The sequence below is a fragment of the Variovorax glacialis genome (assembly GCF_051216375.1).
Taxonomy (GTDB): Bacteria; Pseudomonadota; Gammaproteobacteria; order Burkholderiales; family Burkholderiaceae_C; genus Variovorax.
In genome coordinates this window covers 155,649-180,998 of sequence record NZ_JBPJZT010000009.1, presented here as the reverse complement: position 1 = coordinate 180,998, position 25,350 = coordinate 155,649, and the positions used below count along the sequence as shown (strand labels likewise).

Here is a 25,350-nt window from a genome sequence, read left to right as displayed (position 1 = left end):
ATGGACCTCGAAGCACGCGCGCACAGCGAGCATCCCGACGAACTCCGGCTCTGGCTGCGTTTGCTGACCTGCACGCAACTGATCGAGAAGCAGGTCCGCAACGAGTTGCGCGAGCAGTTCACCACGACGCTGCCCCGCTTCGACCTCATGTCGCAACTGGAGCGGTCGCCCGACGGGCTGAAGATGAACGAGCTCTCGCGCCGGATGATGGTCACCGGCGGCAACGTCACCGGGATCACCGATCAGCTGGTGACCGAAGGCCTCGTGGAGCGCGTGGACGTCGCGGGCGACCGGCGCGCCTGGCGCGTGCGTCTCACGGCGCGCGGCCGCAAGCTCTTCAACGACATGGCGGAGCAGCACGAAGCGTGGATCTGCGATGCCTTCTCCGCGCTGAGCCCCAAGGAAATCAGCCAGCTGCACAAGCTGCTCGGCAAGGTCAAGCAACACTCACATCAACAAATGGCGGAGACTCTATGAAGCACTACATCGGCGCGGACAGCCCCATGCGCGCGCAGTTCGAACCCAAGGCCGGCTACGCGGCCCGGCATTTTTGGTGGTCGTTCGACGCTGGCGTCGGCACGGTCACGCTGAACAGGCCCGAGCGCAAGAACCCCCTGACTTTCGATTCGTACGCCGAATTGCGCGATCTGTTCCGCGCACTGAGCTTCGCGACCGACGTCAAGGCCATCGTCGTCACGGGCGCGGGAGGCAACTTCTGCTCGGGTGGCGACGTGCATGAAATCATCGGCCCGTTGACCAAAATGCGCATGCCCGAACTGCTGGAGTTCACGCGCATGACCGGCGACCTGGTGAAGGCGATCCGGCATTGCCCACAACCGATCGTCGGTGCCATCGACGGCGTTTGTGCCGGCGCGGGCGCGATGATTGCGCTGGCCTGCGACCTGCGCTACGGCACGCCCTCGACCCGTACCGCCTTTCTGTTCACCCGCGTCGGATTGGCCGGCGCCGACATGGGTGCCTGTGCGCTGCTGCCCCGCATGATCGGACAGGGTCGCGCCTCCGAGCTGCTCTTCACCGGCCGCGCCATGACGGCGGCGGAAGGACATGCCTGGGGATTCTTCAACGCATTGCACGAGAGCGATGCGCTACTCGCCGCCGCGACCGCGACCGCGCGCGAACTTGCGGACGGCCCGAGCTTCGCCCACGGCATGACCAAGACGATGCTGTCGCAGGAGTGGTCCATGACCATCGACCAGGCCATCGAAGCCGAAGCGCAGGCGCAGGCGATCTGCATGCAGACCGAGGACTTCAAGCGCGCCTACGAGGCCTTCGCAGCCAAGCGCAAGCCCGTTTTCGGAGGGGACTGAGTCATGGCTGCATCGGCTGTCGATCCTTCCACGGCGCATCTCGCGCTGCCTTTCTTCGATGAAGCGCACCGCTCGCTGGCGCGTGAGCTGCTGCCGTGGGCCGCGGCCCAGTCGGTCGACGAGCGCGACGACCGCGCCGCCTGCCGTGACTGGGTCCGGCGACTGGGGCAGGGCGGATGGCTGCGCTACTGCGTGCCGGCGGCCTCGGGCGGCGCGCTGGACCGTCTCGATTCGCGCGCGCTCGTGCTGTTGCGCGAGACGCTCGCGTTCCATTCGCCGCTGGCCGACTTCGCCTTTGCGATGCAAGGGCTGGGCAGCGGGGCGATCACGCTGGCCGGCACCCCGGCGCAGCATGCCGACTATCTCGCACCTGTCGGTCGCGGCGACAAGATCGCAGCCTTTGCGCTCAGCGAACCCGAAGCCGGCTCGGACGTCGGCGCAATGGCGATGCGTGCCGAAGCCACGGCCGACGGATGGCGCCTGACGGGCGAGAAGACCTGGATCAGCAACGGCGGCATCGCCGACTTTTACTGCGTCTTCGCGAAGACCGACGCAACGGCAGGATCGCGTGGCATCACGGCATTCATCGTCGATGCCAGCACGCCCGGACTCGATACCTCGGGGCACATCGAGGTGATGGCGCCGCATCCGCTAGCGACCTTGCGCTTCGACGGGTGCGTCGTGCCGCGCAGCGCACAGCTCGGGGAACTGAACGGCGGCTTCAAGCTGGCGATGCGCACGCTCGACATCTTCCGCGCCTCAGTCGCCGGTGCCGCGCTCGGCATGGCCCGACGTGCCTTGTCGGAAGCCATCCAGCACGCGCAAAAGCGAAAGATGTTCGGCCAGACCTTGGCGGACTTCCAGCTCACGCAAGCGAAGCTCGGGGAGATGGCCGCAATGATCGACAGTGCGGCGCTCCTCACCTACCGCGCGGCCTGGATGCGTGACGACAGCGAACGGCGCGGCGCGCCCGCCGTCGGCGACCTCGCCGCGGCCGCCGCCATGGCGAAGATGTGTGCAACCGAGAACGCGAGCCGCGTGATCGATATGGCACTGCAGATGCATGGCGGGCTCGGCGTGAAGGTGGGCACCAAGGTCGAGAGCCTCTACCGCGATATCCGCTCGTTGCGCATCTATGAAGGCGCAACGGAAGTCCAGCAACTGATCATTGGCAAGGCCGTCCTGAGGAACAAATGACCCCTAGCGCGCAGATCGATCGCTTCGTGCACGACCGGCTTCCGCCGGCGGATCAATTGCCGATCTTCAGGTACGACCTGCCCGAGCTTCGGCTGCCAGACCAGTTGAACCTGGTGGAGGAGTTGCTCGACAAGGCATCGGCAAAAGGCTTTGCAGACAAGCCGATGTTGCGTTCGCCAGCACGCACGCTCACGTACGCGGAGGCGGCGGTCGAGGTCAATCAGATTGCCCAGGTGCTGACCGAGGATCTCGGCCTCGTCCCAGGGAACCGCGTACTGCTGCGTGGGGGAAACTCCGTCGCGATGGCCCTCGCATGGCTGGCGGTGGTCAAGGCCGGCCTGATTGCGGTCGCGACCATGCCGCTGCTGCGCGCCAAGGAGTTGGGCGAGATCATCGAGAAGTCGCAACCGGTCGTCGCGCTGTGCGAGGGCAAGTTGCTCGACGAACTGCAGACTGCGCAGGCGGTGCATCCGGTGTTGAAGACCATCGTCGCGTTCAACCAGCCGGAAGCGCCCGACTCACTCTCTGCGCGCGCAGGAGGGAAGGCCGGCGTCTTCGAAGCATGTCCGACGGCTGCCGACGACATTGCGCTGCTGGCCTTCACCTCCGGCACCACGGGCAAGCCCAAGGCGCCGGTGACGACCCACCGCGACGTGCTGGCGATGTGCCAGACGTGGCCGCGCCACGTCCTTCGGGCGGGCGGCGATGACATCGTCGTCGGCTCGCCGCCGCTGGCCTTTACCTTCGGTCTGGGCGGCCTGCTGGTCTTTCCGATGTGGGCCGGTGCATCCGTGTACTTTCACGATGCACCTTACACGCCGGAGACCATGGTCAAGGTGATTCGCGAGATCGGCGCGACGATCTGCTACACCGCGCCGACCTTCTATCGACAGATGGCGAGTTTCGCCAAGGCGTCGGGCGTGCCGAGTCTGCGGATCAGCGTCAGCGCCGGCGAAGCGCTGCCAGACGCGACTCGTCAGCTTTGGAAGCAGGCGACGGGGATCGAGATGCTTGACGGCATCGGCGGGACCGAGGTGTTTCACATCTACATTTCCGCCGCTGGCGACGACGTGCGTCGCGGCGCGGTCGGCAAGGCGGTCCCGGGCTTTACCGCCAGGATCGTGGATGACGAAGGCAACGAAGTACCGCGCGGGAGCGTGGGCAAACTGGCGCTTATTGGGCCTGTCGGCTGCCGCTACCTCGACGATCCGAGACAGACAGACTACGTCAAGAACGGCTGGAACTACCCTGGCGATGCGTTCGTCGAGGACGAGGACGGCTATTTCTTCTACCAGTCTCGCGCCGACGACATGATCGTCACCGCGGGCTACAACGTGGGCGGGCCGGAGGTCGAGGATGCGCTCCTGAAGCACCCGGCCGTCGCCGAATGCGGCGTGATCGGCAAACCCGATGAAGAGCGCGGAATGATCGTCAAGGCGTTCTGCGTGCTCAAGCCCGGCCACACGGGCGATGCGGCGCTGATCAAGGCGCTGCAGGATCACGTCAAGGCCACGATCGCGCCCTTCAAATATCCCCGGGAGGTCGCATTCGTGGCCAGCCTGCCGCGTACGGAAACCGGAAAACTTCAACGATTCAAACTGAGGCAATTCACATGATCAAACTCTTGCAGCCACCGGGCTGGATGTCCCCGAAGGGCTATGCGAACGGCGTCGCGGCGCGCGGCACGATGGTCTTCGTCGGCGGGCAGATCGGATGGAATGGGCAGCAGCAATTCGAATCCGACGATTTCATCGAACAGACGGGCCTGGCGCTGCGGAACATCGTCGAGGTGCTGCGCGAGGCCGGTGCCGGACCCGAGCACATGGTGCGGATGACGTGGTACGTGGTGGATCGCGACGAGTACAACCGTCGCCTTGGCGAACTGGGGGCGGTCTATCGTCAAGCGATGGGGAAGAATTTCCCGGCGATGACCTGCGTCCAGGTCGCGGCCCTGGTGGAATCGCGCGCCAAGGTAGAGATCGAGGTGACGGCTGTGGTCCCTGACTGACCCGGCTAGTCCTGAACTCAGAAAAGCAAAAAGCCCACCGAAGTGGGCTTTTTGTTTCTTCTTCGACGATTTGCGTCGCCGGGAATTTGGTTGCGCGAGCAAGATTTGAACTTGCGACCTTTGGGTTATGAGCCCAACGAGCTACCAGGCTGCTCCATCGCGCGGCAAGATGGAATTATAGCTTATTCTGCGGCGTTTTGTTCGTCTGCCGTCGATTCCGTCACTTCAGGACGATCGACCAGTTCGACCAACGCCATCGGTGCGTTGTCGCCCACGCGGAAACCCATTTTGAGGATGCGCGTATAGCCGCCCGGACGTGCCTGGTAGCGGGGACCGAGTTCGCCGAAGAGCTTCACGACGCTGTCGCGATCGCGCAGCCGGTCGAAGGCGAGACGCTTGTTTGCCACCGTCGGGTTCTTCGCCAGCGTGATCATCGGTTCGATGACGCGACGCAGTTCCTTGGCCTTGGGGACCGTGGTCTTGATGACTTCATGCTCGATGAGCGAATTCATCATGTTTTGCAGCATCGCCAGGCGGTGCGAGCTGGTGCGGTTGAGTTTGCGGAGTCCGTGTCCGTGACGCATGGTGCTTTCCTTACTTTATAAAAACAGGCAGCCGTGTCAGGTACTGCCCGGTGCACTGCGGACCCTTGCGGGCCGCGAAAAAATCAGCGCTTGTCCAGACCGGCGGGCGGCCAGCTTTCTAGCTTCATACCCAAGGTAAGGCCGCGCGACGCGAGCACTTCCTTGATTTCGTTGAGCGACTTGCGACCCAGATTCGGCGTCTTGAGAAGCTCGTTTTCGGTGCGCTGGATCAAGTCACCGATGTAGTAGATGTTCTCTGCCTTCAGGCAGTTGGCCGAACGCACCGTGAGTTCGAGCTCATCGACCGGGCGCAGCAGAATCGGATCGAACTGCTGAGCGCTGCGAGGTGCCGGCGCGTCGAACGCAGCGAGTTCGCCACCTTCGAGTTGGGCGAACACCGCCAGCTGCTCAACGAGAATTTTAGCCGACGCGCGGACCGCATCTTCGGCGGTGATCGCACCGTTGGTTTCGATCTCGACCAGCAGTTTGTCCAGGTCGGTACGCTGTTCGACGCGAGCGCTTTCCACCGTATAGCTAACGCGCTTGACCGGCGAGAAGGAAGCGTCCAGAACGATGCGGCCGATCGACTTGGTCGGCTCGTCCGCATAGCGGCGCATCGTACCGGGCACATAGCCGCGGCCCTTTTCAACCTTGATCTGCATGTCGAGCTTGCCGCCCTGGGACAAATGGGCAATGACATGATCCGGATTGATGATCTCGACGTCGTGCGGCGTCTGGATATCCGAAGCCGTCACAGCGCCCTCGCCGTCCTTGCGCAGGCTCAGCGTGACTTCGTCGCGGTTGTGGAGCTTGAACACCACGCCTTTGAGGTTCAGCAGAATGTTGACGACGTCTTCCTGCACACCATCGATCGACGAGTACTCGTGCAACACGCCGGCAATCGTGACTTCGGTGGCCGAATAGCCGACCATCGACGACAGGAGAACGCGACGCAGCGCGTTGCCGAGAGTGTGGCCGTAGCCGCGCTCGAACGGTTCGAGCGTGACCTTGGCCTTGTTGGGCGCAAGTTGCTCGACCTGAATGGTCTTGGGTTTCAGCAGGGTGGTTTGCATGCAGACTTCCTCTCAATACCCCCGGCTCGTTACACCGGTAAGGCTGGTGAAGCACCTGACCCGAAGCGACGCGCGGGGCAGGAACGTGAACAAAAATATCGGCCCGCACCCAGATGCACGAGCCAAAGAATCAACGCGAATAGAGTTCGACGATCAACGATTCGTTAATGTCGGCTGCGAATTCGTCGCGATCGGGGACCTTCTTGAAGGTGCCTTCGGCTTTGTCGGCATTCACTTCGACCCAAGCCGGGATACCGACTTGCTGAGCCAGTTGAAGTGCCTCGGCAATACGGGTCTGCTTCTTCGACTTGTCGCGCACGGCGATCACATCACCGGTCTTCACCAGGTAGGACGGGATGTTGACGGACTGGCCGTTTACCGTGATTGCCTTGTGCGACACCAATTGGCGCGCTTCGGCGCGGGTCGAGCCGAAGCCCATGCGATAGACCACATTGTCCAGACGCGATTCCAGAATGAAGAGCAAGTTAGCGCCCGTGTTGCCACGACGGCGGTCGGCCTCTTCGAAGTAGCGGCGGAATTGCTTTTCGAGCACGCCGTACATGCGCTTGACCTTCTGCTTTTCGCGCAGCTGCAGGCCGAAATCGGATGTGCGCTGGCCCGAGGTCCGGCCGTGTTGACCGGGCTTGGAATCAAACTTGGCCTTGTCCTGAATCGAACGACGGGCGCTCTTCAGGAAGAGGTCGGTGCCTTCACGACGAGAGAGTTTGGCCTTGGGGCCGAGATAGCGTGCCACTTGATCTTCCTTTATGTCATCTACCGCAGGATGGTGCGGGAGCTACCAGCGGCGTGCCGATAGCGGTGGGCTTGTTGAAAAACAAAATGCGCAGCCGCCGTGAAGCAGGCTGCGCCGGACGTCTTCGCCTCAGATGCGACGACGCTTTTGCGGACGGCAGCCGTTGTGCGGCACCGGAGTCACGTCGGCAATCGAGTTGATCCGGATGCCGAGCGCCGCCAGTGCGCGCACCGACGATTCACGACCAGGACCTGGACCCTTAATCTCGACGTCGAGGTTCTTGATACCTTGCTCGACCGCAGCGCGCCCTGCGACTTCGGAGGCGACCTGCGCAGCGAACGGAGTCGACTTGCGCGAGCCTTTGAAGCCTTGACCACCCGAAGACGCCCACGACAACGCATTGCCTTGACGGTCGGTGATCGTGATGATCGTGTTGTTGAACGAAGCGTGCACGTGTGCGATGCCATCCGCAACGTTCTTGCGGACCTTCTTGCGCACCCGTTGCGCGGCGTTATTGGCAGGAGCTTTAGCCATGCTGTTCTATCCTTATTTCTTCAGGGACTGCGCGGCCTTGCGCGGACCCTTGCGAGTGCGAGCATTGGTGCGCGTACGCTGGCCGCGCATCGGCAGGCCGCGGCGATGACGGAAGCCGCGATAGCAACCGATGTCCATCAAGCGCTTGATGTTCATCGTCGTTTCGCGACGCAGGTCACCTTCGATCGTGAAGAGTGCGATCTGGTCGCGGATCTTCTCCAGATCAGCGTCAGTCAGATCCTTGATCTTCTTCGAATACTCGATGCCGCTCGCTTCGCAGATCTTGCGGGCGCGGGTGCGACCGATACCGAAAATGGCGGTCAGGCCGATTTCAGCGTGCTTGTGCGGCGGAATGTTGATGCCAGCAATACGTGCCATGTGCGTCCTCTAATACTCGTTCAATCAACCCTGGCGCTGCTTGTGGCGCGGGTCGGTACAGATCACACGCACCACACCTTTGCGGCGGATGATCTTGCAATTACGGCAAATGGTTTTGACCGAAGCCGAAACTCTCATTTCATTCTCCTAAAACTCTTTCAACCCGGCGACTCATTTCGCCCGAAACACAATGCGCGCCCGGCTCAAGTCATAGGGCGTCAACTCGACGGTGACCTTGTCACCTGGAAGGATGCGGATGTAATGCATCCGCATCTTTCCGGAAATATGTCCCAGGACGATGTGCCCATTTTCCAGCTTCACCCGGAAAGTTGCATTCGGAAGGTTCTCCAGAACCTCGCCCTGCATCTGGATGACATCGTCCTTCGACATCTACACCTACGAAGTCTTGAAATTGGCTTTCTTTAGCAGCGACTCGTACTGCTGAGACATCATGTAGTTCTGTACTTGGGCCATGAAGTCCATCGTGACAACCACGATGATCAACAAGGATGTGCCGCCGAAGTAGAACGGCACGTTGTATTTGAGGATCAGGAACTCAGGCAGCAAGCAGACGAAGGTGATGTACACCGCGCCAGCCAACGTCAAGCGAACCAGGATCTTGTCGATGTAGCGTGCAGTCTGATCACCCGGGCGAATGCCCGGAATGAACGCACCGCTTTTCTTCAGGTTATCCGCAGTCTCGCGACTGTTGAACACAAGCGCTGTATAGAAGAAGCAGAAGAACACGATGGCGCTCGCATACAGCAGCACATAGATCGGTTGTCCGGGTCGAAGCGCGCCGGCGATGTCCTTGATCCAACGCATGCTCTCGCCTGTGCTGAACCAGCCCACCACCGTGGTCGGCAAGAGGATGATCGACGACGCGAAAATTGGCGGAATCACGCCTGCCATGTTGAGCTTCAACGGCAGGTGAGACGACTGACCGCCATAGACCTTGTTGCCCACCTGGCGCCGCGCATAGTTCACGAGGATCTTGCGTTGACCGCGCTCCACGAACACCACGAAGTAGGTCACCAATACCACGACCGCGACGATAAACAGCGCGACGAGCACGTTCATTGCACCGGTGCGGACTAGCTCAAGCAATCCACCGATCGCATTCGGAAGCCCGGCCGCAATACCCGCGAAAATCAGGATCGAGATTCCGTTTCCAAGACCGCGCTCCGTGATCTGCTCTCCGAGCCACATCAGGAACATGGAACCAGCCGTGAGGCTGACCATCGCCGTGATACGAAAACCGAATCCTGGAGAAATCACCAACCCAGCCGATGACTCGAGTGCGACCGCAATGCTGAAAGACTGGAACAGTGCGAGCGCTAACGTGCCGTAGCGGGTGTACTGCGTGATCTTGCGACGGCCAGCCTCGCCTTCCTTCTTCAACTGCTCGAAGGTCGGCACCACATACGTCATCAACTGCATGATGATCGATGCGGAGATGTAAGGCATGATGCCCAACGCGAAGACGGTGAAACGCGACAATGCGCCACCCGAAAACATGTTGAACAGGCTCAGGATGCCGCCTTGCTGCCCCTGGAACAGCTGCGCAAGTTGGTCCGGGTTGATGCCCGGCACCGGAATGTGAGCGCCGATGCGATAGACCACAAGCGCGAGCAGCAAAAAGACCAGCCGACGACGCAGGTCGCCGAACTTGCCTGTTTTTGCGAGCGTTGCCGCGTTGGTTGCCACGAAGAATTTCTTTCAGTCCGTGTGCTTAGGCGATGCTGCCGCCAGCCGCTTCGATCGCGGCCTTGGCGCCAGCAGTGGCACCGATACCCGTCAACTTGACAGCCTTGGTGAGTTCGCCGGATTTGATGACCTTAACCACCTTGGCGATCTGTCCCACAAGACCAGCCTGCTTCAGCGCCAGCACGTCGACTTCCGCCAGACCCAGCTTTTCGAGGGAGGCGAGCGTCACTTCGGCGTTGTACTTCAGCAGATGCGACTTGAAGCCACGCTTCGGCAGACGACGCTGCAGCGGCATTTGACCGCCTTCGAAGCCGACCTTGTGGAAACCGCCTGCACGCGACTTCTGACCCTTGTGACCGCGACCCGCAGTCTTGCCGAGGCCGGAGCCGATGCCACGGCCGACGCGGCGCTTGGCGTGCTTGGCGCCGGCTGCCGGCTTGATGCCATTGAGTTCCATATACGTCTCTCTCAGCGACTCTGTTTAGAGTACTTTGACCAGATAACTGATCTTGTTGATCATGCCGCGCACCGCGGGCGTGTCCTGCAATTCGCTCACGCTATTGAGCTTGCGCAGACCCAGGCCACGCACAGTAGCGCGATGCGATTCCTTGGTGCCGATCGGGCTCTTGACCAGTTGCACCTTGAGGGTTGCTTGTTGCGTCGTCATCTCAATACTCCCGGTTTACGCGAAGAGCTCTTCGACGGTCAGCCCACGCTTGGCAGCCACTTCGGATGCCGTCGTCGAATTCTTCAATCCGTCGAGGGTGGCGCGAACCATGTTGTATGGATTCGACGAACCATGACTCTTGGCCACGATGTCGGTAATGCCCATCACTTCGAAAACGGCACGCATCGGACCGCCAGCGATGATGCCGGTACCCTTCGGGGCCGGGATCATGACCACCGACGCGGCGCCGTGATGGCCCGTCACACGGTGATGCAGCGTGCCGTTCTTGATCGAAATCTTCGCCAGGTTGCGACGTGCTTCTTCCATTGCCTTCTGCACAGCCGCCGGCACTTCTTTCGACTTGCCCTTGCCCATGCCGACGCGACCGTCACCGTCACCCACCACAGTGAGAGCTGCGAAACCAAGGATACGACCACCCTTCACCACCTTGGTGACGCGGTTGATCGCGATCATCTTCTCGCGCAAACCGTCTTCGGGGCCTTCGTTCTGCGTTCTTGCCTGAATCTTTGCCATTTTGAATCTCGTATCCGGTTAGAACTGCAGGCCAGCTTCGCGAGCCGCGTCGGCCAGCGCCTTGACGCGGCCGTGGTAGGCGAAACCTGCGCGATCGAAAGCGACCTTATCGACACCTGCAGCCTTCGCCTTTTCAGCGATGCGCTTGCCGATGGCGGTTGCCGCAGCAGTGTTGCCACCCTTGCCGGAACCGCCCAGCGAGGAACGCACCTCCGCCTCGGCCGTAGATGCAGTGGCAATCACCTTCGAGCCGTCGTCGGAAATGACGGTGGCATAGATATGCAGATTGGTGCGGTTCACAGTCAGACGCGCCACGCCTTGCGTCGCAATGCGGATGCGGGTCTGGCGCGAACGGCGAAGACGCTGTGCTTTTTTGGTCAACATCATTTTGCTGCCCCTTACTTCTTCTTGGTCTCTTTGATCACGATCTTTTCGTCCGAATACTTGATGCCCTTGCCCTTGTAGGGCTCAGGCGGACGAACAGCGCGGATCTCGGCGGCGATTTGACCAACGCGTTGGCGATCGGCACCCTTGATCAGAATTTCGGTCGGCGTCGGGGTTGCCACCGTGATGCCTTGCGGCATGTCGATGTTGACCGGATGCGAGTAACCGACTTGCAGATTCAGCTTTGCGCCTTGCGCGGCAGCCTTGTAGCCGACGCCGACCAAGGTGAGCTTCTTCTCGAAGCCCTTGGTCACGCCGACGACCATGTTGTTCACCAGTTGCCGAACCGTTCCGCTCATCGCGTTCGCTTCGCGCGAATCGTTGGCAGGCTCAAAGTTCAGCTTACCGTCATTGCTAACGATCTTGACCAGCGCATTGCGCTCCAGGCTGAGCGTGCCGCCCGTGCCTTTGACGCTGATCTGGTCGTCCTTGACCGACACATCCACTCCAGCGGGGATGGCGATCGGCATTTTTCCTACTCGGGACATTTCAGTTTCTCCTAGATGTCTCGGTTAGGCGACGTAGCACAAAACTTCGCCACCAACGCCGGTAGCGCGGGCCTTGCGGTCGGTCATCACGCCCTTTGGGGTCGTGACGATGGCGACGCCGAGGCCGTTCTGGACTTGCGGGATAGCCGTGCTGCCTTTGTAGACACGCAGGCCAGGACGGCTCACGCGCTCAATGCGCTCGATGACCGGGCGGCCAGCGTAGTACTTCAGCGCGATTTCGAGCTCGCTCCTGCCGGCTTCGGTCTTGACCTTGAAGCCGTCGATATAGCCCTCGTCCTTCAGGACCTGCGCGATCGCAATCTTCACCTTGGAAGACGGGACCGACACGGTGGGCTTCGCCACCATCTGCGCGTTGCGGATACGCGTCAGCAGGTCAGCAATGGGATCACTCATGCTCATGTTGTTTGCTCCTGCCTGGCTTACCAGCTGGCCTTGGTGACACCAGGGATGTCGCCGTTGAAAGCCAGTTCGCGAATCTTGGCGCGAGCCAGACCGAATTGACGGAAGGTGCCACGCGGGCGACCGGTGATTTCGCAACGGTTGCGCTGACGCGTCGGGTTGGCGTTGCGTGGGAGCTTCTGCAGGCCGAGGCGGGCGGCGGCGCGCTCTTCGTCGCTCTTCTTCGCGTCGTTTGCGATCGCTTTCAGTTCCGCATGTTTGGCGGCGTACTTTGCGACCAGTTTTTCTCTCTTGAGCTCGCGCTCGATCAAAGCTACTTTAGCCACAAACCACCTCAGTTCTTGAACGGAAAACGGAAGCCAGCGAGAAGCGCCTTGGCCTCTTCGTCGGTCTTGGCCGTTGTCGTGATGCTGATATTGAGACCGCGCAGGGCATCGACCTTGTCGTACTCGATCTCGGGAAAGATGATCTGCTCTTTCACGCCGATGTTGTAGTTGCCGCGACCATCGAACGCACGGCCGGAAATCCCGCGAAAGTCGCGAACGCGCGGCAGCGCCACAGTCACGAAGCGGTCCAGAAATTCATACATCTGAACGCCGCGCAGCGTGACCATGCAGCCAATCGGCTGATTCTCGCGAATCTTGAAGCCGGCAATGGCCTTCTTGGACTTGGTCACCACCGGCTTCTGGCCGGCGATCTTGGTCAGATCAGCGACAGCGTTATCGAGGACCTTCTTGTCCGCGACAGCCTCACCGACGCCCATGTTGAGGGTGATCTTGGTCAGACGCGGAACCTGCATCGGCGAGGTGTAGCCGAACTTTTCCGTCAGGTCTTTCGCGATCTTTTCGCGATAGTGTTGTTGGAGACGTGCCATGTGAATACCCCTTAGGCGGCCTTGATTTCTTCGCCGCTGGACTTGAAGACGCGAACGCGCTTGCCGCCCGTGACCTTGATGCCCACGCGATCGGCCTTGCCGGTCGCAGCATTGAAGATCGCCACGTTGGATTGGTGAATCGGCATGGCCTTTTCGACGATGCCACCAGTCGTACCCTTGAGCGGGTTCGGCTTGGTGTGCTTCTTGACGATATTGATGCCGTCGATGATCAGGTGCGAATCATCCTTGCGCAGGGAAACAGTCCCACGCTTGCCCTTGTCGCGCCCGGCCAACACGATGACCTGGTCGCCTTTGCGAATCTTGTTCATGGCGTTGTTGTCCTTACAGAACTTCGGGAGCAAGCGACACGATCTTCATGAACTTCTCGGTACGCAGTTCGCGCGTGACCGGTCCGAAGATGCGGGTGCCGATCGGCTCCAGCTTGGCGTTGAGCAACACAGCCGCGTTGCCGTCGAACTTGACGAGCGAGCCGTCGCTGCGACGGATGCCCTTGGCGGTGCGGACCACCACTGCGCTGTAAATCTCGCCCTTCTTGACGCGACCACGCGGAGCAGCCTCCTTGACGCTGACCTTGATGACGTCGCCCACGCTGGCGTAACGCCGCTTGGAGCCACCGAGCACCTTGATACACAGGACGGATTTCGCGCCCGTGTTGTCGGCCACATCGAGCCGGGATTCAGTTTGGATCATTTCGTGATATTCCCAACTTGTACTGCTCGATGCCCGGACATTTCCGAAACAACTCTGCAGTCAGTCTTGGGCCCGTCGTCCACGCACCGACCACTTCGGTGCGCTTCCGCTGGGCAGAAGCTTCGCCTTTTCAAGCGAAGCCTGCGATTCTCACACAGTCTGAGGGGGCCGTCAACTACCCCCCCGGACGCATTTTCTGGAACCTTAGACTTCCGAAGTGCACTCATTTCCAACGCCACTTGTTACGCGGCGGCAAATACTAGCCGCCGCGGCGATTTCTTTTACCGGCGCGCTGGGCGCATGTACTGGCGCTGTCACCGTCACTTCCGGCCCTCAGCGTCTGCTGCTTATTGCCGAAGCACGTTGGCCTCATCGGTTGAATTTTCAAGGGACGATCGTAGGAGGCCTGTCCGGCATCGACTATGACGAAATGAAAGGTGAGTACCTGCTTCTCTCCGATGATCGGTCAGACCTGGCACCTGTTCGCTTCTACAGCATGGAATGGTCTGTCGACAGCCGGAAAGCCCCTCCTCGACCAGTCAGCGTCACAGTCCTCCGGCAGGCCGACGGGACGCCATGGCCGGCGCGGCGCCATGCGCGACCAGGCACCCCGGTTCCCGACCCCGAAGCGCTCAGATTGCGCCGCGACACCGACACGCTGCTCTGGGCCAGCGAGGGGGACGTGTCGCGTGGTTTCGGACCGGCGCTCTACGAATCGAGACGGGACGGCACGCTGGTTCGCGAAATCCCACTCCCTGCCATGTTTCAGCCCGACTCCGAAGGCAGGCGCGGAACGAGGGATAACCTCGGTCCGGAGGGGCTCGCCCTGACGCCCGACGGGCGCCACGCCTGGCTGGCCATGGAAAACGCGCTGATCCAGGACGGCGCCGTACCCACCGTGGCGGCGCCGGGCGGGCCCTGCCGGTTCACGCAGATCGACCTCTCGACCGGCGAGGCCCGCCGCCAGATTGCCTACGTCCCGGACGCCATCCCGCGACGCCCCCTGGTGCCGGGCCTCCATGCCGACAACGGCGTCAGCGAGGTGCTGATGATTGACACTCACCGCATGCTGGTCCTCGAGCGCGCCTACATCGCCGGATTCGGCAATTCGCTGCGACTCTATGAAATCGATACCCGCGCTGCCTCGGACACTCTGGCCCTGGAGGCCCTGAGCCCGGACAATCACAACCCCGCGCCCAAGAGGCTGGTCGCCGACTTCGCAACCTTGGGCCTGTCCCGCCTGGACAACAGTGAGGGCCTGTGCTGGGGCCCCAATCTGCCGAATGGCAACCGCCTTCTGGTCGTGGTGAGCGACGACAATTTCAATCCGCTGCAGATCACCCAGTTCGCAGCATTCGAATTCACCGGATAAGCCATGAACATTGCAGTCACTTTCCTGCCCCGCCGGGAGCCGACACCCCTGCCACCCATCGCGTTTGTTGGCGGCGGCAACATGGCGAGCGCCATCATCGGGGGACTCATCAAGCAGGACGTTCCCCCGGAAGCCATCGAGGTCGTCGAACCCTTCGCCGAGGCCCGCGCCAAGCTTGCCCATGACTTCGGAATTGCCGCCCACGCGGATGCGACCAGCGCGCTGACGCGCTGCGAGGTCGTCGTTTGGGCCGTCAAGCCGCAGACCTTCGCCGAAGCGGCAAGACCGGTGCGTGGATTGGCGCCCGATGCGCTGCATCTCTCGGTGGCCGCGGGGATCCCATCCAGCAGCATCGTCCGATGGCTTGGGACGGAACGCGTGGTTCGCGCCATGCCCAATACGCCAGCCCTCGTCGGACAAGGCATGAGCGGGCTCTTTGCACGCGATGCCGTGGACGACGTCGGCCGGAAGTTGGTCGAGCAGGTGCTCGCCCCCACCGGCGACCTGATGTGGGTAGACGAGGAAGGCACTCTCGACGCCGTCACAGCGATCTCGGGCTCCGGTCCGGCCTATGTCTTCTATTTCATCGAGGCGATGACGGAAGCCGGCGTAGAGCTCGGCCTGACACCCGAGCAGGCGCACCGACTGGCACTGGGCACCTTCACCGGTGCATCCGCCCTTGCCAGCAGTGCGACCGAACCGCCGTCGGTCTTGAGGGCTCGCGTCACTTCGAAGGGCGGCACCACCCATGCCGCCATCTCGGCCATGGAGAGCGCCGATCTCAAGACGAATTTCAAGGAGGCGATCCGCGCCGCTTATCGTCGCGCGGCCGAACTGGGCAAGGAGTTCGGACTTAACTGAGGAGAAAGGCTGCGGGTCAGCGCAGTGCGTATCCGGCCACGACTCCGGCGAACACCGTGAAGCCCAGCCAATGATTGAGCCTAAAGGCCTTGAAACAGCCGTCCCGCGTCCGACTGCGGATGAGTCGCCAGTGCCATAGCGCCTGCGCCGCCGCGATCCCGATCGCGCCAAAAAACAGTACGCCCAGCGCCTTGCCGGCACCTGCAGTTCCCCACACGACCAGGAATACGGCATAGCTCGCCATGACGATGGCGACGTCGAGACGCCCGAAGGTGATGGCCGAGGTCTTCATGCCGATCTTGAGGTCATCGTCGCGGTCGACCATCGCGTACTCGGTGTCATAGGCCAGCACCCAGAACAGGTTGCCTGCCAACAGCCACCAGGCCAGTTGCGGGACGCGGCCTTGCACTGCCGCAAACGCCATGGGAATGCCGAAGCTGAATGCGATGCCGAGCACCGCCTGCGGAATCGACACGAAGCGCTTCGCAAAGGGATAGACCAAGGTCACGGCCAGCGCGGCGAATGACCAGAGCACGGTAATGCGGTTGGTCGTGAGCACCAACCCGAACGCAGCCAGCGCCAGCACGGCCCCAACGATCAAGGCTTCGGCGACCGAAATCGCGCCGCTGGTCACCGGCCTTTGCGCCGTACGCTTGACGTGGCGGTCGAATTCACGATCGGCCACGTCGTTGACGCAGCACCCTGCGCTGCGCATGAGGATGGTGCCCAGCACGAACACGACCAGCAGATGCCAGCCCGGCCAGCCATCGGCCGCAAACCAGAGGGCGCCCAGCGTAGGCCAAAGCAGCAGCAGCCAACCCGCAGGGCGGTTCCAGCGGATCAGGTCAAGGTACAACGCAAAACGCCCGCGACGCGGCGCGGGCGCAGATGGGACCGGCTCCGCGGCAGGGCCGGCTGTGCGATCAGTCTTCAAGCAGCGAACGCAGCATCCAGGCAGTCTGATCGTGCACGGTGCAGCGCGCGGTCAGCATGTCGGCGGTCGGATCGTCACCCGCCTCCTCGGCCACGGGGATGAACTCGCGCGCGATGCGCGAGACGGTTTCATGCCCCTTGACGAGGATGCGCACCATCTCCATGGCCTTCGGCGGCGTCTGTGGCACATCAGGCACGGTTGCGATCTTGCTGAATTCGGCGTACGAGCCCGGCGCGTAGTGGCCAAGCGCCCGAATGCGTTCGGCGAGTACGTCCGTCGAGCCCCACAGTTCCGTGTACTGCGTCATGAACATCGCATGCAGCGAATTGAAATGCGGGCCCGTCACGTTCCAATGGAAGTTGTGCGTGGTCAGGTACAGCGTGTAGGTGTCTGCAAGTACGCGGCTCAGGCCTTCCGCGATGGCTGCGCGGTCCTGGCGGTCGATGCCGATGTTGATTACCGGTGCGTTGCGACTGCCAGACTCCTCCGCAACCACGACGCCGCCCTTCTTGGGAACCTTGCCTGCAGATGCCGACGGCGCAGCGGTGACGGCGGACTTGGGCTTCTTCACGACTTTGGCCATGGTGACGAGTTCTTTCTTCAAGTTGATTGACGCATGGAAGCAGGGAAGCCCGGATGCAGACTTCACAACAGCACTCTATCGCAGCTCGGTCGCACGCCACGCGAGGGTCTCGCAGGTGATGACGCAAATTGCTAGGAGAGGCGCTTGACGCCCGGCAGCTCGCAAGCGTAGATCGCATTGCGCAGTGCGGCGATCGCCTCGTAGCGCGTGAAGCTGCGGCGCCATGCGAGCACCACGCGACGTGTCGGCGGTTCGCCGCCCTGCGTGTCGCGGACGGGGAGATAGCGCACGATCTGCTCGGGCTCCTTGCGGCCCTTCGTCTTGGGCTTGAGCGCATCGGCTGGCACCGAAAGACGCGGCACCAGCGTCACTCCCATGCCCGACGCAACCATGTGCTTGATGGTCTCCAGCGAGGAGCCCTCGAAACTCTTTCGGATTCCTTCGGCGTTGCTCGAAAACCGGGCGAATTCGGGGCAGACCTCCAGCACGTGATCTCGGAAACAGTGGCCGGTGCCCAGCAGAAGCATGGTCTCCTTCTTGAGTTCGTCGGAGGTCACGGATTCGCGGCCCGCCAAAGCATGGTGGGCCGGCAAGGCGGCCATGAAGGGCTCGTCGTAAAGGGGGGCCACGGCCAGGCCAGTGTCGGGAAAGGGCTCGGCCATGATCGCGCAGTCAATTTCGCCGGCACGCAGCATTTCGAGCAGCTTGGCCGTGAAGTTTTCCTGAAGCACCAGCGGCATCTGCGGGGTGCGGGCGATGTTCTGCCGAACCAGGTCGGGCAGAAGGTACGGGCCGATGGTGTAGATCACGCCGAGGTTGAGCGGACCCGACAAAGGATCCTTCCCGCGCTTGGCAATCTCCTTGATGCTGGCCGCCTGATCCAGCACGCTTTGCGCCTGCTGCACGATCTGCTCCCCCAGCGGTGTCACCGTGACTTCGCCTGCACTCCGCTCGAAAAGCTTGACCTCGAGCTCGTCTTCCAGCTTCTTGATCGCCACCGACAGCGTCGGCTGCGAGACATAGCAGGCCTCCGCGGCCTTGCCGAAATGCCGCTCCCGGGCGACCGCGACGATGTATTTGAGTTCCGTGAGCGTCATAGTTTTCGTCAATTATGCGCAAGCGGACCCTTCTTGAACCGCTCGGCCGAAAACGGCCGGAAAGCACTGGGGGGCTTCTGTGTCTCGCCCCTGCCCGCAGGGACCAGCCCGCGGAAACATCCCGACGTTTCAGACATTTCCAGTGGGACGCAGAGAAAGCGCTTGGGACAATCAAGACCTCAGTGATTGAAGCATCCACGCACTCGGAAGACCTTGAGGCCCGATCGCCTGCTCAGTGTTTGGGTCCCATCGCGGACGACTGAACTTCGGATCTTCGATCCCCCGCGCAAGCCGACCCTCGTGGTCAAGCCGCTGACAGCGGCTCTGTGACGCTTGATCCCCTAAACCATTCTTCAGCGGAGACGCCACCTACTTATGTTCAGCGCAGATCGTCATCTCACCAACGGAACTGTCCAGTTCGTCACACGCCGCACGGCCTGGGCGATCGCCGCCACCGGGGTCGGGGCTTCGGCCCTCGCACTCGCCGCGGGCGTCGCCATCGGAGCCCGCTCGGCGGCGCCTGTCGCGGAAAGCAACCAGAACGCGAGTGAAGTCGAGAGCACGAACAGCATCGAACTCTCCTTTGTGGTGGGCGAACTGGACAAACTGAACGCGTCGGTCGCGCAGTTGGAGCCGCGCATCGCCCGCCTGACAACCCATGTCAGCGAACTGCGTGGTCTCCAGGCTCGGCTGAAAACATCGAAGGCGTCGTCGCGTGTGTTAAAGCACGTCTCCGCGCATCCGAAATCGCACGAAGGCATGGGCGGCCCTGCGTTGCCGCCCCGCCCTTGTACGGACCCGAAGAAAACAGCCGTCGCAGAAAAGCCAGAGGTTGCAGCGGACGCTGTCGATGGCACCCGCCACCAGGTTGCTTGCCTCGCCGAAACGCTGGAACAACTCGAACATGAGGCGCTCATGCACAAGGCCGCCTGGTCTGCCTTGCCTGGACGCCTGCCCGTCGATGGCGCCCGCTTCGGTTCGCCCTTCGGCAATCGCATCGATCCCTTCAACCGCAATCTGCATTTCCATTCCGGCATCGATCTCGCGGCCCGCACCGGGACACCCATCCATGCGACGGCCGGTGGCCGCGTGATCTTCGCGGGTCAGAAGTCCGGCTACGGCAAAGTGATCGAGATCGACCACGGCAACCAACTCGTCACCCGCTACGGGCACGCGTCGCGCCTCATCGCGAAAAAGGGCGATGTCGTGCTGCCGCGCCAGCACATCGCCGACGTCGGCTCGACCGGCCGCTCCACGGGGCCACATCTGCACTTCGAGGTGCTGGAGAACGGCGAAGCCATCGATCCGTCCAGCTACTTGAGCGTGTTCGAAGGAAGCTCATACGGCTGATTCGCGCAGGGATCTGCCGCAGCCGGTACGCCCCCTTCAGGCTTTCAGATACTCCGCCTTGCTGCCGAGCCAGCGATCGACATGCTTCTCGGCCAGGGCCAGGTGCTGATCCAGCATGCGAGGCGCCAGCTCGCGAGCCCAATCGAGCAGCATGAGGTCGGTGCTCAGGTCCGCGAAGCGCAGCAAGGGCGCGCCCGACTGCCGCGCCCCGAGGAATTCGCCCGGGCCGCGGATCTCCAGATCGCGGCGCGCGATCTCGAATCCATCACCCGTCTCGGCCATCGCCTTCAATCGTTCCCGTGCGGCCTCGCCGACCCGGCCGCCTTCATTCGGCGCGTACAGGAGCACGCAGGCCGAAGCCGCCGCCCCGCGTCCCACGCGGCCGCGCAACTGATGCAACTGGGAAAGGCCGAATCGCTCGGCATGTTCGATCACCATCAGTGAGGCGTTCGGCACGTCGACGCCGACCTCGATCACGGTGGTGCTCACCAACACTTGAATCTGGTTGGCGGTGAATCCCTCCATCACCGCCTGCTTCTCCGCCGTGGGCATGCGCGAATGGAGGAGCCCCACACTGACCTGCTCGCCCAACGCTTCGGCGAGTTCGTCCCGCGTCGCGGTGGCATTGCGCAGGTCGACCGCCTCGCTTTCCTCGATCAGCGGGCACACCCAGTAGACCTGCCGCCCCTGCTCCACCTGGAAGCGGATCCGGTCGACAACTTCATCGCGCCGATGCTCCGCCACGAGCTTGGTGACAATCGGCGTGCGCCCGGGCGGAAGTTCGTCGAGCGTCGAGACATCGAGGTCGGCGTAGTAGCTCATCGCCAGGGTCCGCGGAATCGGCGTTGCGCTCATCATCAGCAGGTGCGGTTCGAGTTCTCCCCCTGCCTTGCCGCGCAATGCAAGACGCTGCGCCACACCAAAGCGATGCTGCTCGTCGATGATCGCCAGCGCGAGATTCTTGAACCGCACTTTTTCCGAGATGACCGCATGCGTGCCGATGACGAGCGCCGCCTCGCCGCTCTCGACCGCGGCCGACATCGCGTCCCGCTCCTTCTTTTTCTGACTGCCCGTCAGCCACGCAACGCGAAGGCCGCGCTCGGCCAGGAGCGGATCGAGCCACCCGACCAGCTTGCCGAAATGCTGGGCGGCCAGGATTTCCGTCGGGGCCATGAGCGCACACTGAAACCCCGCGTCGATGCAACGCGCGGCCGCAAGAGCCGCCACCACAGTTTTGCCAGAGCCGACGTCTCCCTGCAGGAGACGATGCATCGGAATGTCTCGGGCGAGATCACGGGTGATCTCGACGCCGACCCTTTGCTGGGCGCCGGTCAACGCGAACGGCAGCGCGGCGAGCAGTTCCGCATGCAACGGGCCGCCTGAAGCAGCCGTATCGAGCACCGGTGCTCTTTGCGCGGCGCGCGCCCGACGCGCCTGCAATTGCGACAGTTGCTGTGCCAGGAGTTCGTCGGCCTTGAGCCGCTGCCAAGCAGGGTGACTGTGGTCTTCCAGCGTGGCCAACGCCACGTCGGGCACGGGATAGTGGAGAAACGAGAGCGCGCGCCGCAAGTCCCATGCACCACGCGGCGCCGCACCGGCGGGCAGGGTTTCGTCGAGAACGGCCCGTGCAAGCCCCGAACGCACTTCGCGCCGCAGGACGGGCTGCGCAAGACCCGCAATCGTCGAATAGACGGGTGTCAGCGCCTCCGGCAGTTCGGTGCCGGCAGCCTTCACTGCGGGATGCATCATCTGCCGCCCCAGGAAGCCGCGCCGAACCTCGCCGCGCACTCTGACACGGGTTCCGACCGCGAGTTGCTTCTGCTGAGACGGATAGAAGTTGAAGAAGCGCAACTGGCAGGTATCGCTGCCGTCGTCCACCGTCACGATCAATTGGCGCCTTGGTCGGAAGACAACTTCGCTCTCGGTCACGACCGCCTCGATCTGCGCCATCTCACCGTCTCGCACCTGAGCCAGGCGGACGATGCGCGTCTCATCCTCGTAGCGCATCGGCAGGTAGAGCGCGAAGTCGATGTCGCGAAGCAAGCCGAGCTTGCGCAATGCACGTTGCACCACGCTCAGCCCCGACCCGGGCGGCGGCGCGGGCAAGGGCTTTTGCGGTGGCGGGGACTTGGCGGCAGCGGGCATGGGACAATTCTGCCCGCCTCTTCACATCCGTTCCCTCACGCCTCCTTGGCACGGGCCCGTCCGGCCCTCAAGCACCATGCGCGCCTTCACGCTTTCCGATTTCGATTTCGACCTGCCGCCCGAACTGGTGGCCCAGCATCCCGCCTCCGAACGCAGCGCCTCGCGGCTCCTCGATGGTTCCGTCGACCCGGCGGTCGACCGGATCTTCAGGCAACTCCCCTCGCTGCTTCGCCCCGGCGACCTGCTCGTCTTCAACGACACGCGCGTCGTCAAGGCCCGCCTCTTCGGCGAAAAGCCCACGGGCGGCAAGCTCGAACTGCTGGTGGAGCGCGTGCTGCAGGGCGATGAAGTCGTCGCCCACATGAAAGTCAGCAAGAAGCCCCAGGTCGGGACAACGCTCGCAATGGTCGGCGGTTTCAGCGCGACGTTGCTCGGTCGATGGCCCGAGGAAGACGGCTCGCTCTTTCGCTTCCGTTTCGAAAGCCCGTCGGGCGAAGACCCGTACGCGCTGATGGCTCGCTGCGGGCACGTGCCGCTGCCGCCCTACATCACGCACACGGACTCGTCGGACGATGAGAGCCGCTACCAGACCGTGTTCGCCCGTGTGCCGGGTGCTGTCGCCGCACCAACGGCCGCCCTGCACTTCGACGATGCGCTGCTTGGTGAGCTCGAAGCACGTGGCGTGCAGCGTGCGAGCGTCACGCTCCATGTCGGCGCCGGCACCTTCCAGCCCGTCAAGACGGAGAACATCGCCGAGCACACGATGCACGCCGAACGCTACGAAGTGCCGGAGGCCACGCAGCGCGCCATCGCCGAGGCCAAGGCGCGCGGCGGGCGCATCGTCGCCGTCGGCACGACCACGGTTCGCACGCTCGAATCCTGGGCGAAGAGCGGCGAAGCGACCGGCGACACGCGCATCTTCATCACGCCAGGCTTCACGTTCGAACACGTGGACCTGCTCATCACCAACTTTCATCTCCCCAAGAGCACGCTCATGATGCTGGTGAGCGCCTTCGCAGGCTACGAACGCGTCATGGCCCTGTATGCCCATGCGATCCGCGAGCGCTACCGCTTCTTCAGCTACGGCGAGGCCATGCTTCTGGAACGAACAACATGCTGAACTTCGAACTCCTCGCCACCGACCCCGAAAGCCACGCGCGCCGCGGCACGCTCACGCTCAACCATGGCGTGGTGCAGACCCCGATCTTCATGCCGGTGGGCACCTATGGCACCGTCAAGGGCGTGATGCCGCGCAGCCTCGAAGAGATGGGCGCGCAGATCATCCTGGGCAACACATTCCACCTGTGGATGCGCCCCGGCCTCGACGTCATGGCGAGCTTCGGCGGCCTGCATCAGTTCGAAAAGTGGGACAAGCCCATCCTCACCGACTCGGGCGGCTTCCAGGTCTGGTCGCTGGGCGCGATGCGCAAGATCAGCGAGGAAGGCGTGAAGTTCGCGTCGCCGGTCAACGGCGACAAGCTGTTCCTCACGCCGGAGGTCTCGATGCAGATACAGACCATCCTCAACAGCGACATCGTCATGCAGTTCGACGAATGCACGCCCTACGACACGCAGGGCCACGTCACAACCGAGGCCGAAGCGCGCAAGTCGATGGAACTCAGCCTGCGCTGGGCCCGTCGCTGCCAGTCGGAATTCGCGCGGCTCGAAAATCCCAACGCGCTCTTCGGCATCGTGCAGGGCGGCATGTACGAGAACCTGCGCGAGGAATCGCTGGCCCAACTGGTCGAGATGGACTTCCCCGGCTATGCCATCGGCGGCGTGAGCGTGGGCGAGCCGAAGGAAGAGATGCTGCGCATCATGGCGCACACGCCCCACAAGCTGCCGACCCACAAGCCGCGCTACCTGATGGGCGTCGGCACGCCCGAGGACCTGGTCGAAGGCGTCGCACAGGGCGTCGACATGTTCGACTGCGTGATGCCGACCCGCAATGCACGCAACGGCACCCTTTTCTCGCGCTACGGCGATCTCAAGATGCGCAACGCGCGCCACAAGAACGACCCGCAGCCGATCGATGTGAGCTGCACGTGCCACGCCTGTGCCGGCGCTTCGGGCGTGCCGTGGAACGAAGGCGGCCGCGACGGCTTCAGCCGTGCCTATCTGCATCACCTCGATCGTTGCGGCGAAATGCTGGGGCCGATGCTCACGACGATCCATAACCTGCACTACTACCTGAACCTGATGCGCGAGATCCGCGAAGCGCTCGATGCGGGGCGGTTCAAGGAATTCCGCGCCAGCTTCAAGACTGACCGCGCGCGCGGCGTCTGAGCGGAATTCGGCCCTGAGGCTAGGCCGACCGAAGCGTCCAGCGCCCCGTCAGCGTTTCACCCGGCGCCAGGACTGCGCCGCCCACTTCATCCGGCCCGCGGCGATCCGACAGATTGATCGCGTCCGTGCACTGGCTGACCGGCTCGGCACAGAAATGATCCGCGCCGCGCGGGCAGTAGAGGACGAAGAAGTCGAGTGGCGATTCGGCCGTCATCACCAGCGAGCGAGATGACCCCGGCCACTCGATGCGAGCCTGGTGCTGCCAGCCGGTGAAATTGTTGTCGAGGTCGAGATCGGCCAGCAGGACGCCTTCGCGCAACCGGGCCACTTCAGGCGTCATTTCGAGTGCGACCGGCATCACCTCCGCATCGCCGCGCCACATGGCCGCAGTCGTCGCCTGCACGCGCGTGCCTTCGCGATGCAGGAAATAGGGGTGATGGCCGATGCCGGCCGGCATCGGCGCCGTGTCGCGATTGGTGAGCGTCACCGTGCAGCGCAGTCCGGTCGGATCGAGTTCGAACAGCTGCAAGGCGTCGAATCGCCAAGGCCATTGCGCATCAGCCTCGACCGACAGCACAAGGATCGCGCGCGAAACCGAGGCTTCTGCCACCTGCCAGGGGCGCATCCAGCCGATCCCATGCAGCGCGTGCTTGCCCGAGGGCGGCGCCGGGTGGCTGGTCGCCATCGCGATGTCTCGACCGCCGAAATGCGCGCGGCCGTCGCGAATGCGGTTGCACCAGGGCAACAACGGGAAGCTCGCCATCGCGAACAGGTCGCGTCGGCGCAAGGCATCGGTCGTCGCGGGGCGCAGCCAGTCGAATCGCTCACCGGCCTGCTCGTCGTAGAGCGCCGTCACGGCGCCCCCGATCTCCGGTGCAAGCAACAGCCGCAGCGAACCGGCCGCGAGCTGCGTGAGGCCCATGGAGTCTGAGGCAGGCTTCGTCTCGTTCATGCATTGCGCCAGGATCGTTGCGGTCGCGGCATTCTCGTTCACACGGGTGGCAGGCGTCACCATTGGGGG

General features: G+C 62.8%; 33 protein-coding genes and 1 tRNA gene. 10 read left to right on the top strand and 24 right to left on the bottom strand.

Annotated elements, in window-relative coordinates; genetic code table 11:
• Genes ACSFBL_RS23890 through ACSFBL_RS23870 form a run of 5 tightly spaced genes read left to right on the top strand, consistent with a single transcriptional unit; the run spans position 1 to position 4,533 of the window.
• Positions 1 to 477, top strand: a complete 477-nt coding sequence (locus ACSFBL_RS23890; protein ID WP_435518290.1) for a MarR family winged helix-turn-helix transcriptional regulator — start codon at positions 1 to 3, stop codon at positions 475 to 477.
• Positions 474 to 1,328: an enoyl-CoA hydratase family protein gene (locus ACSFBL_RS23885; protein WP_435518289.1), complete on the top strand. Its 855-nt coding sequence runs from the start codon at positions 474 to 476 to the stop codon at positions 1,326 to 1,328. The genes ACSFBL_RS23890 and ACSFBL_RS23885 overlap by 4 nt, the downstream gene beginning before the upstream one ends.
• Before the next feature lie 3 nt (positions 1,329 to 1,331).
• On the top strand, positions 1,332 to 2,525 hold the full coding sequence (locus ACSFBL_RS23880) for an acyl-CoA dehydrogenase family protein (RefSeq protein WP_435518288.1): 1,194 nt from the start codon (positions 1,332 to 1,334) through the stop codon (positions 2,523 to 2,525).
• Positions 2,522 to 4,141, top strand: a complete 1,620-nt coding sequence (locus ACSFBL_RS23875) for an AMP-binding protein (protein ID WP_435518287.1) — start codon at positions 2,522 to 2,524, stop codon at positions 4,139 to 4,141. Before ACSFBL_RS23880 ends, ACSFBL_RS23875 begins: the two co-directional genes overlap by 4 nt.
• The gene (locus tag ACSFBL_RS23870) at positions 4,138 to 4,533 is read left to right on the top strand and encodes a RidA family protein (RefSeq protein ID WP_435518286.1); all 396 of its coding nucleotides are present in this window, start codon (positions 4,138 to 4,140) and stop codon (positions 4,531 to 4,533) included. The genes ACSFBL_RS23875 and ACSFBL_RS23870 overlap by 4 nt, the downstream gene beginning before the upstream one ends.
• An 87-nt stretch (positions 4,534 to 4,620) precedes the next feature.
• Here ACSFBL_RS23870 and ACSFBL_RS23865 read toward each other — a convergent pair.
• The 19 genes from ACSFBL_RS23865 to rplN all read right to left on the bottom strand — a co-directional run bounded on the left by ACSFBL_RS23865 (position 4,621) and on the right by rplN (position 13,701).
• Positions 4,621 to 4,697: transfer RNA gene (locus ACSFBL_RS23865), tRNA-Met, on the bottom strand.
• An 18-nt stretch (positions 4,698 to 4,715) separates the two neighbouring features.
• Positions 4,716 to 5,117, bottom strand: a complete 402-nt coding sequence (rplQ, locus tag ACSFBL_RS23860; RefSeq protein WP_435518285.1) for a 50S ribosomal protein L17 — start codon at positions 5,115 to 5,117, stop codon at positions 4,716 to 4,718.
• 83 nt (positions 5,118 to 5,200) lie between these two features.
• Positions 5,201 to 6,190: a DNA-directed RNA polymerase subunit alpha gene (locus ACSFBL_RS23855; protein WP_158721727.1), complete on the bottom strand. Its 990-nt coding sequence runs from the start codon at positions 6,188 to 6,190 to the stop codon at positions 5,201 to 5,203.
• Positions 6,191 to 6,320: 130 nt separating this feature from the next.
• On the bottom strand, positions 6,321 to 6,944 hold the full coding sequence (gene rpsD, locus ACSFBL_RS23850; RefSeq protein ID WP_126838170.1) for a 30S ribosomal protein S4: 624 nt from the start codon (positions 6,942 to 6,944) through the stop codon (positions 6,321 to 6,323).
• Positions 6,945 to 7,073: 129 nt separating this feature from the next.
• Positions 7,074 to 7,478, bottom strand: a complete 405-nt coding sequence (gene rpsK, locus ACSFBL_RS23845) for a 30S ribosomal protein S11 (protein ID WP_009124825.1) — start codon at positions 7,476 to 7,478, stop codon at positions 7,074 to 7,076.
• Between the two features lie 12 nt (positions 7,479 to 7,490).
• Positions 7,491 to 7,856, bottom strand: a complete 366-nt coding sequence (rpsM, locus tag ACSFBL_RS23840) for a 30S ribosomal protein S13 (RefSeq protein ID WP_019653977.1) — start codon at positions 7,854 to 7,856, stop codon at positions 7,491 to 7,493.
• Between the two features lie 24 nt (positions 7,857 to 7,880).
• Positions 7,881 to 7,994: a 50S ribosomal protein L36 gene (gene rpmJ / locus ACSFBL_RS23835; RefSeq protein WP_038201958.1), complete on the bottom strand. Its 114-nt coding sequence runs from the start codon at positions 7,992 to 7,994 to the stop codon at positions 7,881 to 7,883.
• Between the two features lie 33 nt (positions 7,995 to 8,027).
• A complete protein-coding gene (infA, locus tag ACSFBL_RS23830) occupies positions 8,028 to 8,246 on the bottom strand; it encodes a translation initiation factor IF-1 (RefSeq protein ID WP_086919801.1) in 219 nt (72 codons plus the stop codon).
• 6 nt (positions 8,247 to 8,252) lie between these two features.
• Positions 8,253 to 9,563, bottom strand: a complete 1,311-nt coding sequence (secY, locus tag ACSFBL_RS23825; RefSeq protein WP_435518284.1) for a preprotein translocase subunit SecY — start codon at positions 9,561 to 9,563, stop codon at positions 8,253 to 8,255.
• 25 nt (positions 9,564 to 9,588) lie between these two features.
• On the bottom strand, positions 9,589 to 10,020 hold the full coding sequence (gene rplO, locus ACSFBL_RS23820; RefSeq protein WP_435518283.1) for a 50S ribosomal protein L15: 432 nt from the start codon (positions 10,018 to 10,020) through the stop codon (positions 9,589 to 9,591).
• A 24-nt stretch (positions 10,021 to 10,044) separates the two neighbouring features.
• Positions 10,045 to 10,230, bottom strand: a complete 186-nt coding sequence (gene rpmD / locus ACSFBL_RS23815; protein ID WP_435518282.1) for a 50S ribosomal protein L30 — start codon at positions 10,228 to 10,230, stop codon at positions 10,045 to 10,047.
• Between the two features lie 15 nt (positions 10,231 to 10,245).
• A complete protein-coding gene (gene rpsE, locus ACSFBL_RS23810; RefSeq protein ID WP_028250822.1) occupies positions 10,246 to 10,764 on the bottom strand; it encodes a 30S ribosomal protein S5 in 519 nt (172 codons plus the stop codon).
• An 18-nt stretch (positions 10,765 to 10,782) separates the two neighbouring features.
• Positions 10,783 to 11,148 (bottom strand): 50S ribosomal protein L18, encoded by a 366-nt coding sequence (gene rplR, locus ACSFBL_RS23805; protein WP_435518341.1) that lies wholly within the window; start codon positions 11,146 to 11,148, stop codon positions 10,783 to 10,785.
• Between the two features lie 14 nt (positions 11,149 to 11,162).
• The gene (rplF, locus tag ACSFBL_RS23800) at positions 11,163 to 11,696 is read right to left on the bottom strand and encodes a 50S ribosomal protein L6 (RefSeq protein WP_435518281.1); all 534 of its coding nucleotides are present in this window, start codon (positions 11,694 to 11,696) and stop codon (positions 11,163 to 11,165) included.
• A gap of 24 nt (positions 11,697 to 11,720) precedes the next feature.
• Positions 11,721 to 12,116 carry a 30S ribosomal protein S8 gene (gene rpsH / locus ACSFBL_RS23795; RefSeq protein ID WP_435518280.1) on the bottom strand — a complete coding sequence of 132 codons (396 nt, stop codon included), beginning with the start codon at positions 12,114 to 12,116 and terminating at the stop codon, positions 11,721 to 11,723.
• Between the two features lie 20 nt (positions 12,117 to 12,136).
• Positions 12,137 to 12,442, bottom strand: coding sequence for a 30S ribosomal protein S14 (gene rpsN, locus ACSFBL_RS23790; RefSeq protein WP_068674578.1), 306 nt, complete (start codon positions 12,440 to 12,442; stop codon positions 12,137 to 12,139).
• An 8-nt stretch (positions 12,443 to 12,450) separates the two neighbouring features.
• On the bottom strand, positions 12,451 to 12,990 hold the full coding sequence (rplE, locus tag ACSFBL_RS23785; protein WP_286371087.1) for a 50S ribosomal protein L5: 540 nt from the start codon (positions 12,988 to 12,990) through the stop codon (positions 12,451 to 12,453).
• An 11-nt stretch (positions 12,991 to 13,001) separates the two neighbouring features.
• On the bottom strand, positions 13,002 to 13,319 hold the full coding sequence (gene rplX, locus ACSFBL_RS23780; RefSeq protein WP_435518279.1) for a 50S ribosomal protein L24: 318 nt from the start codon (positions 13,317 to 13,319) through the stop codon (positions 13,002 to 13,004).
• Between the two features lie 13 nt (positions 13,320 to 13,332).
• Positions 13,333 to 13,701: a 50S ribosomal protein L14 gene (rplN, locus tag ACSFBL_RS23775; RefSeq protein WP_435518278.1), complete on the bottom strand. Its 369-nt coding sequence runs from the start codon at positions 13,699 to 13,701 to the stop codon at positions 13,333 to 13,335.
• A 217-nt stretch (positions 13,702 to 13,918) separates the two neighbouring features.
• Here rplN and ACSFBL_RS23770 point away from each other — a divergent pair, with 217 nt between their 5' ends.
• Both ACSFBL_RS23770 and proC read left to right on the top strand, forming a co-directional pair.
• Complete coding sequence (locus tag ACSFBL_RS23770; protein ID WP_435518277.1) at positions 13,919 to 15,073, top strand: esterase-like activity of phytase family protein; 1,155 nt, start codon at positions 13,919 to 13,921, stop codon at positions 15,071 to 15,073.
• A gap of 3 nt (positions 15,074 to 15,076) precedes the next feature.
• The gene (proC, locus tag ACSFBL_RS23765; protein ID WP_435518276.1) at positions 15,077 to 15,934 is read left to right on the top strand and encodes a pyrroline-5-carboxylate reductase; all 858 of its coding nucleotides are present in this window, start codon (positions 15,077 to 15,079) and stop codon (positions 15,932 to 15,934) included.
• A 16-nt stretch (positions 15,935 to 15,950) separates the two neighbouring features.
• Here the strand turns inward: proC and ubiA are convergent, their stop codons facing one another.
• The 3 genes from ubiA to ACSFBL_RS23750 form a co-directional block, all read right to left on the bottom strand.
• A complete protein-coding gene (gene ubiA / locus ACSFBL_RS23760) occupies positions 15,951 to 16,790 on the bottom strand; it encodes a 4-hydroxybenzoate octaprenyltransferase (RefSeq protein ID WP_435518275.1) in 840 nt (279 codons plus the stop codon).
• 67 nt (positions 16,791 to 16,857) lie between these two features.
• Positions 16,858 to 17,451 carry a Dps family protein gene (locus ACSFBL_RS23755; RefSeq protein WP_435518274.1) on the bottom strand — a complete coding sequence of 198 codons (594 nt, stop codon included), beginning with the start codon at positions 17,449 to 17,451 and terminating at the stop codon, positions 16,858 to 16,860.
• Between the two features lie 131 nt (positions 17,452 to 17,582).
• Positions 17,583 to 18,548 carry a LysR substrate-binding domain-containing protein gene (locus tag ACSFBL_RS23750; RefSeq protein WP_435518273.1) on the bottom strand — a complete coding sequence of 322 codons (966 nt, stop codon included), beginning with the start codon at positions 18,546 to 18,548 and terminating at the stop codon, positions 17,583 to 17,585.
• A gap of 375 nt (positions 18,549 to 18,923) precedes the next feature.
• Between ACSFBL_RS23750 and ACSFBL_RS23745 the strand changes: the two genes are divergently transcribed.
• The gene (locus tag ACSFBL_RS23745) at positions 18,924 to 19,898 is read left to right on the top strand and encodes a M23 family metallopeptidase (RefSeq protein ID WP_435518272.1); all 975 of its coding nucleotides are present in this window, start codon (positions 18,924 to 18,926) and stop codon (positions 19,896 to 19,898) included.
• Between the two features lie 36 nt (positions 19,899 to 19,934).
• Here the strand turns inward: ACSFBL_RS23745 and recG are convergent, their stop codons facing one another.
• Positions 19,935 to 22,043, bottom strand: a complete 2,109-nt coding sequence (recG, locus tag ACSFBL_RS23740) for an ATP-dependent DNA helicase RecG (protein WP_435518271.1) — start codon at positions 22,041 to 22,043, stop codon at positions 19,935 to 19,937.
• A 76-nt stretch (positions 22,044 to 22,119) separates the two neighbouring features.
• Here recG and queA point away from each other — a divergent pair, with 76 nt between their 5' ends.
• Together queA and tgt are read left to right on the top strand one after the other, a co-directional pair.
• Positions 22,120 to 23,163: a tRNA preQ1(34) S-adenosylmethionine ribosyltransferase-isomerase QueA gene (gene queA / locus ACSFBL_RS23735; RefSeq protein ID WP_435518270.1), complete on the top strand. Its 1,044-nt coding sequence runs from the start codon at positions 22,120 to 22,122 to the stop codon at positions 23,161 to 23,163.
• Positions 23,157 to 24,329, top strand: coding sequence for a tRNA guanosine(34) transglycosylase Tgt (gene tgt, locus ACSFBL_RS23730; protein WP_435518269.1), 1,173 nt, complete (start codon positions 23,157 to 23,159; stop codon positions 24,327 to 24,329). Before queA ends, tgt begins: the two co-directional genes overlap by 7 nt.
• A 19-nt stretch (positions 24,330 to 24,348) precedes the next feature.
• Here the strand turns inward: tgt and ACSFBL_RS23725 are convergent, their stop codons facing one another.
• Positions 24,349 to 25,281, bottom strand: a complete 933-nt coding sequence (locus ACSFBL_RS23725; protein ID WP_435518268.1) for an aldose 1-epimerase — start codon at positions 25,279 to 25,281, stop codon at positions 24,349 to 24,351.
• Between the last annotated feature and the right edge of the window lie 69 nt (positions 25,282 to 25,350).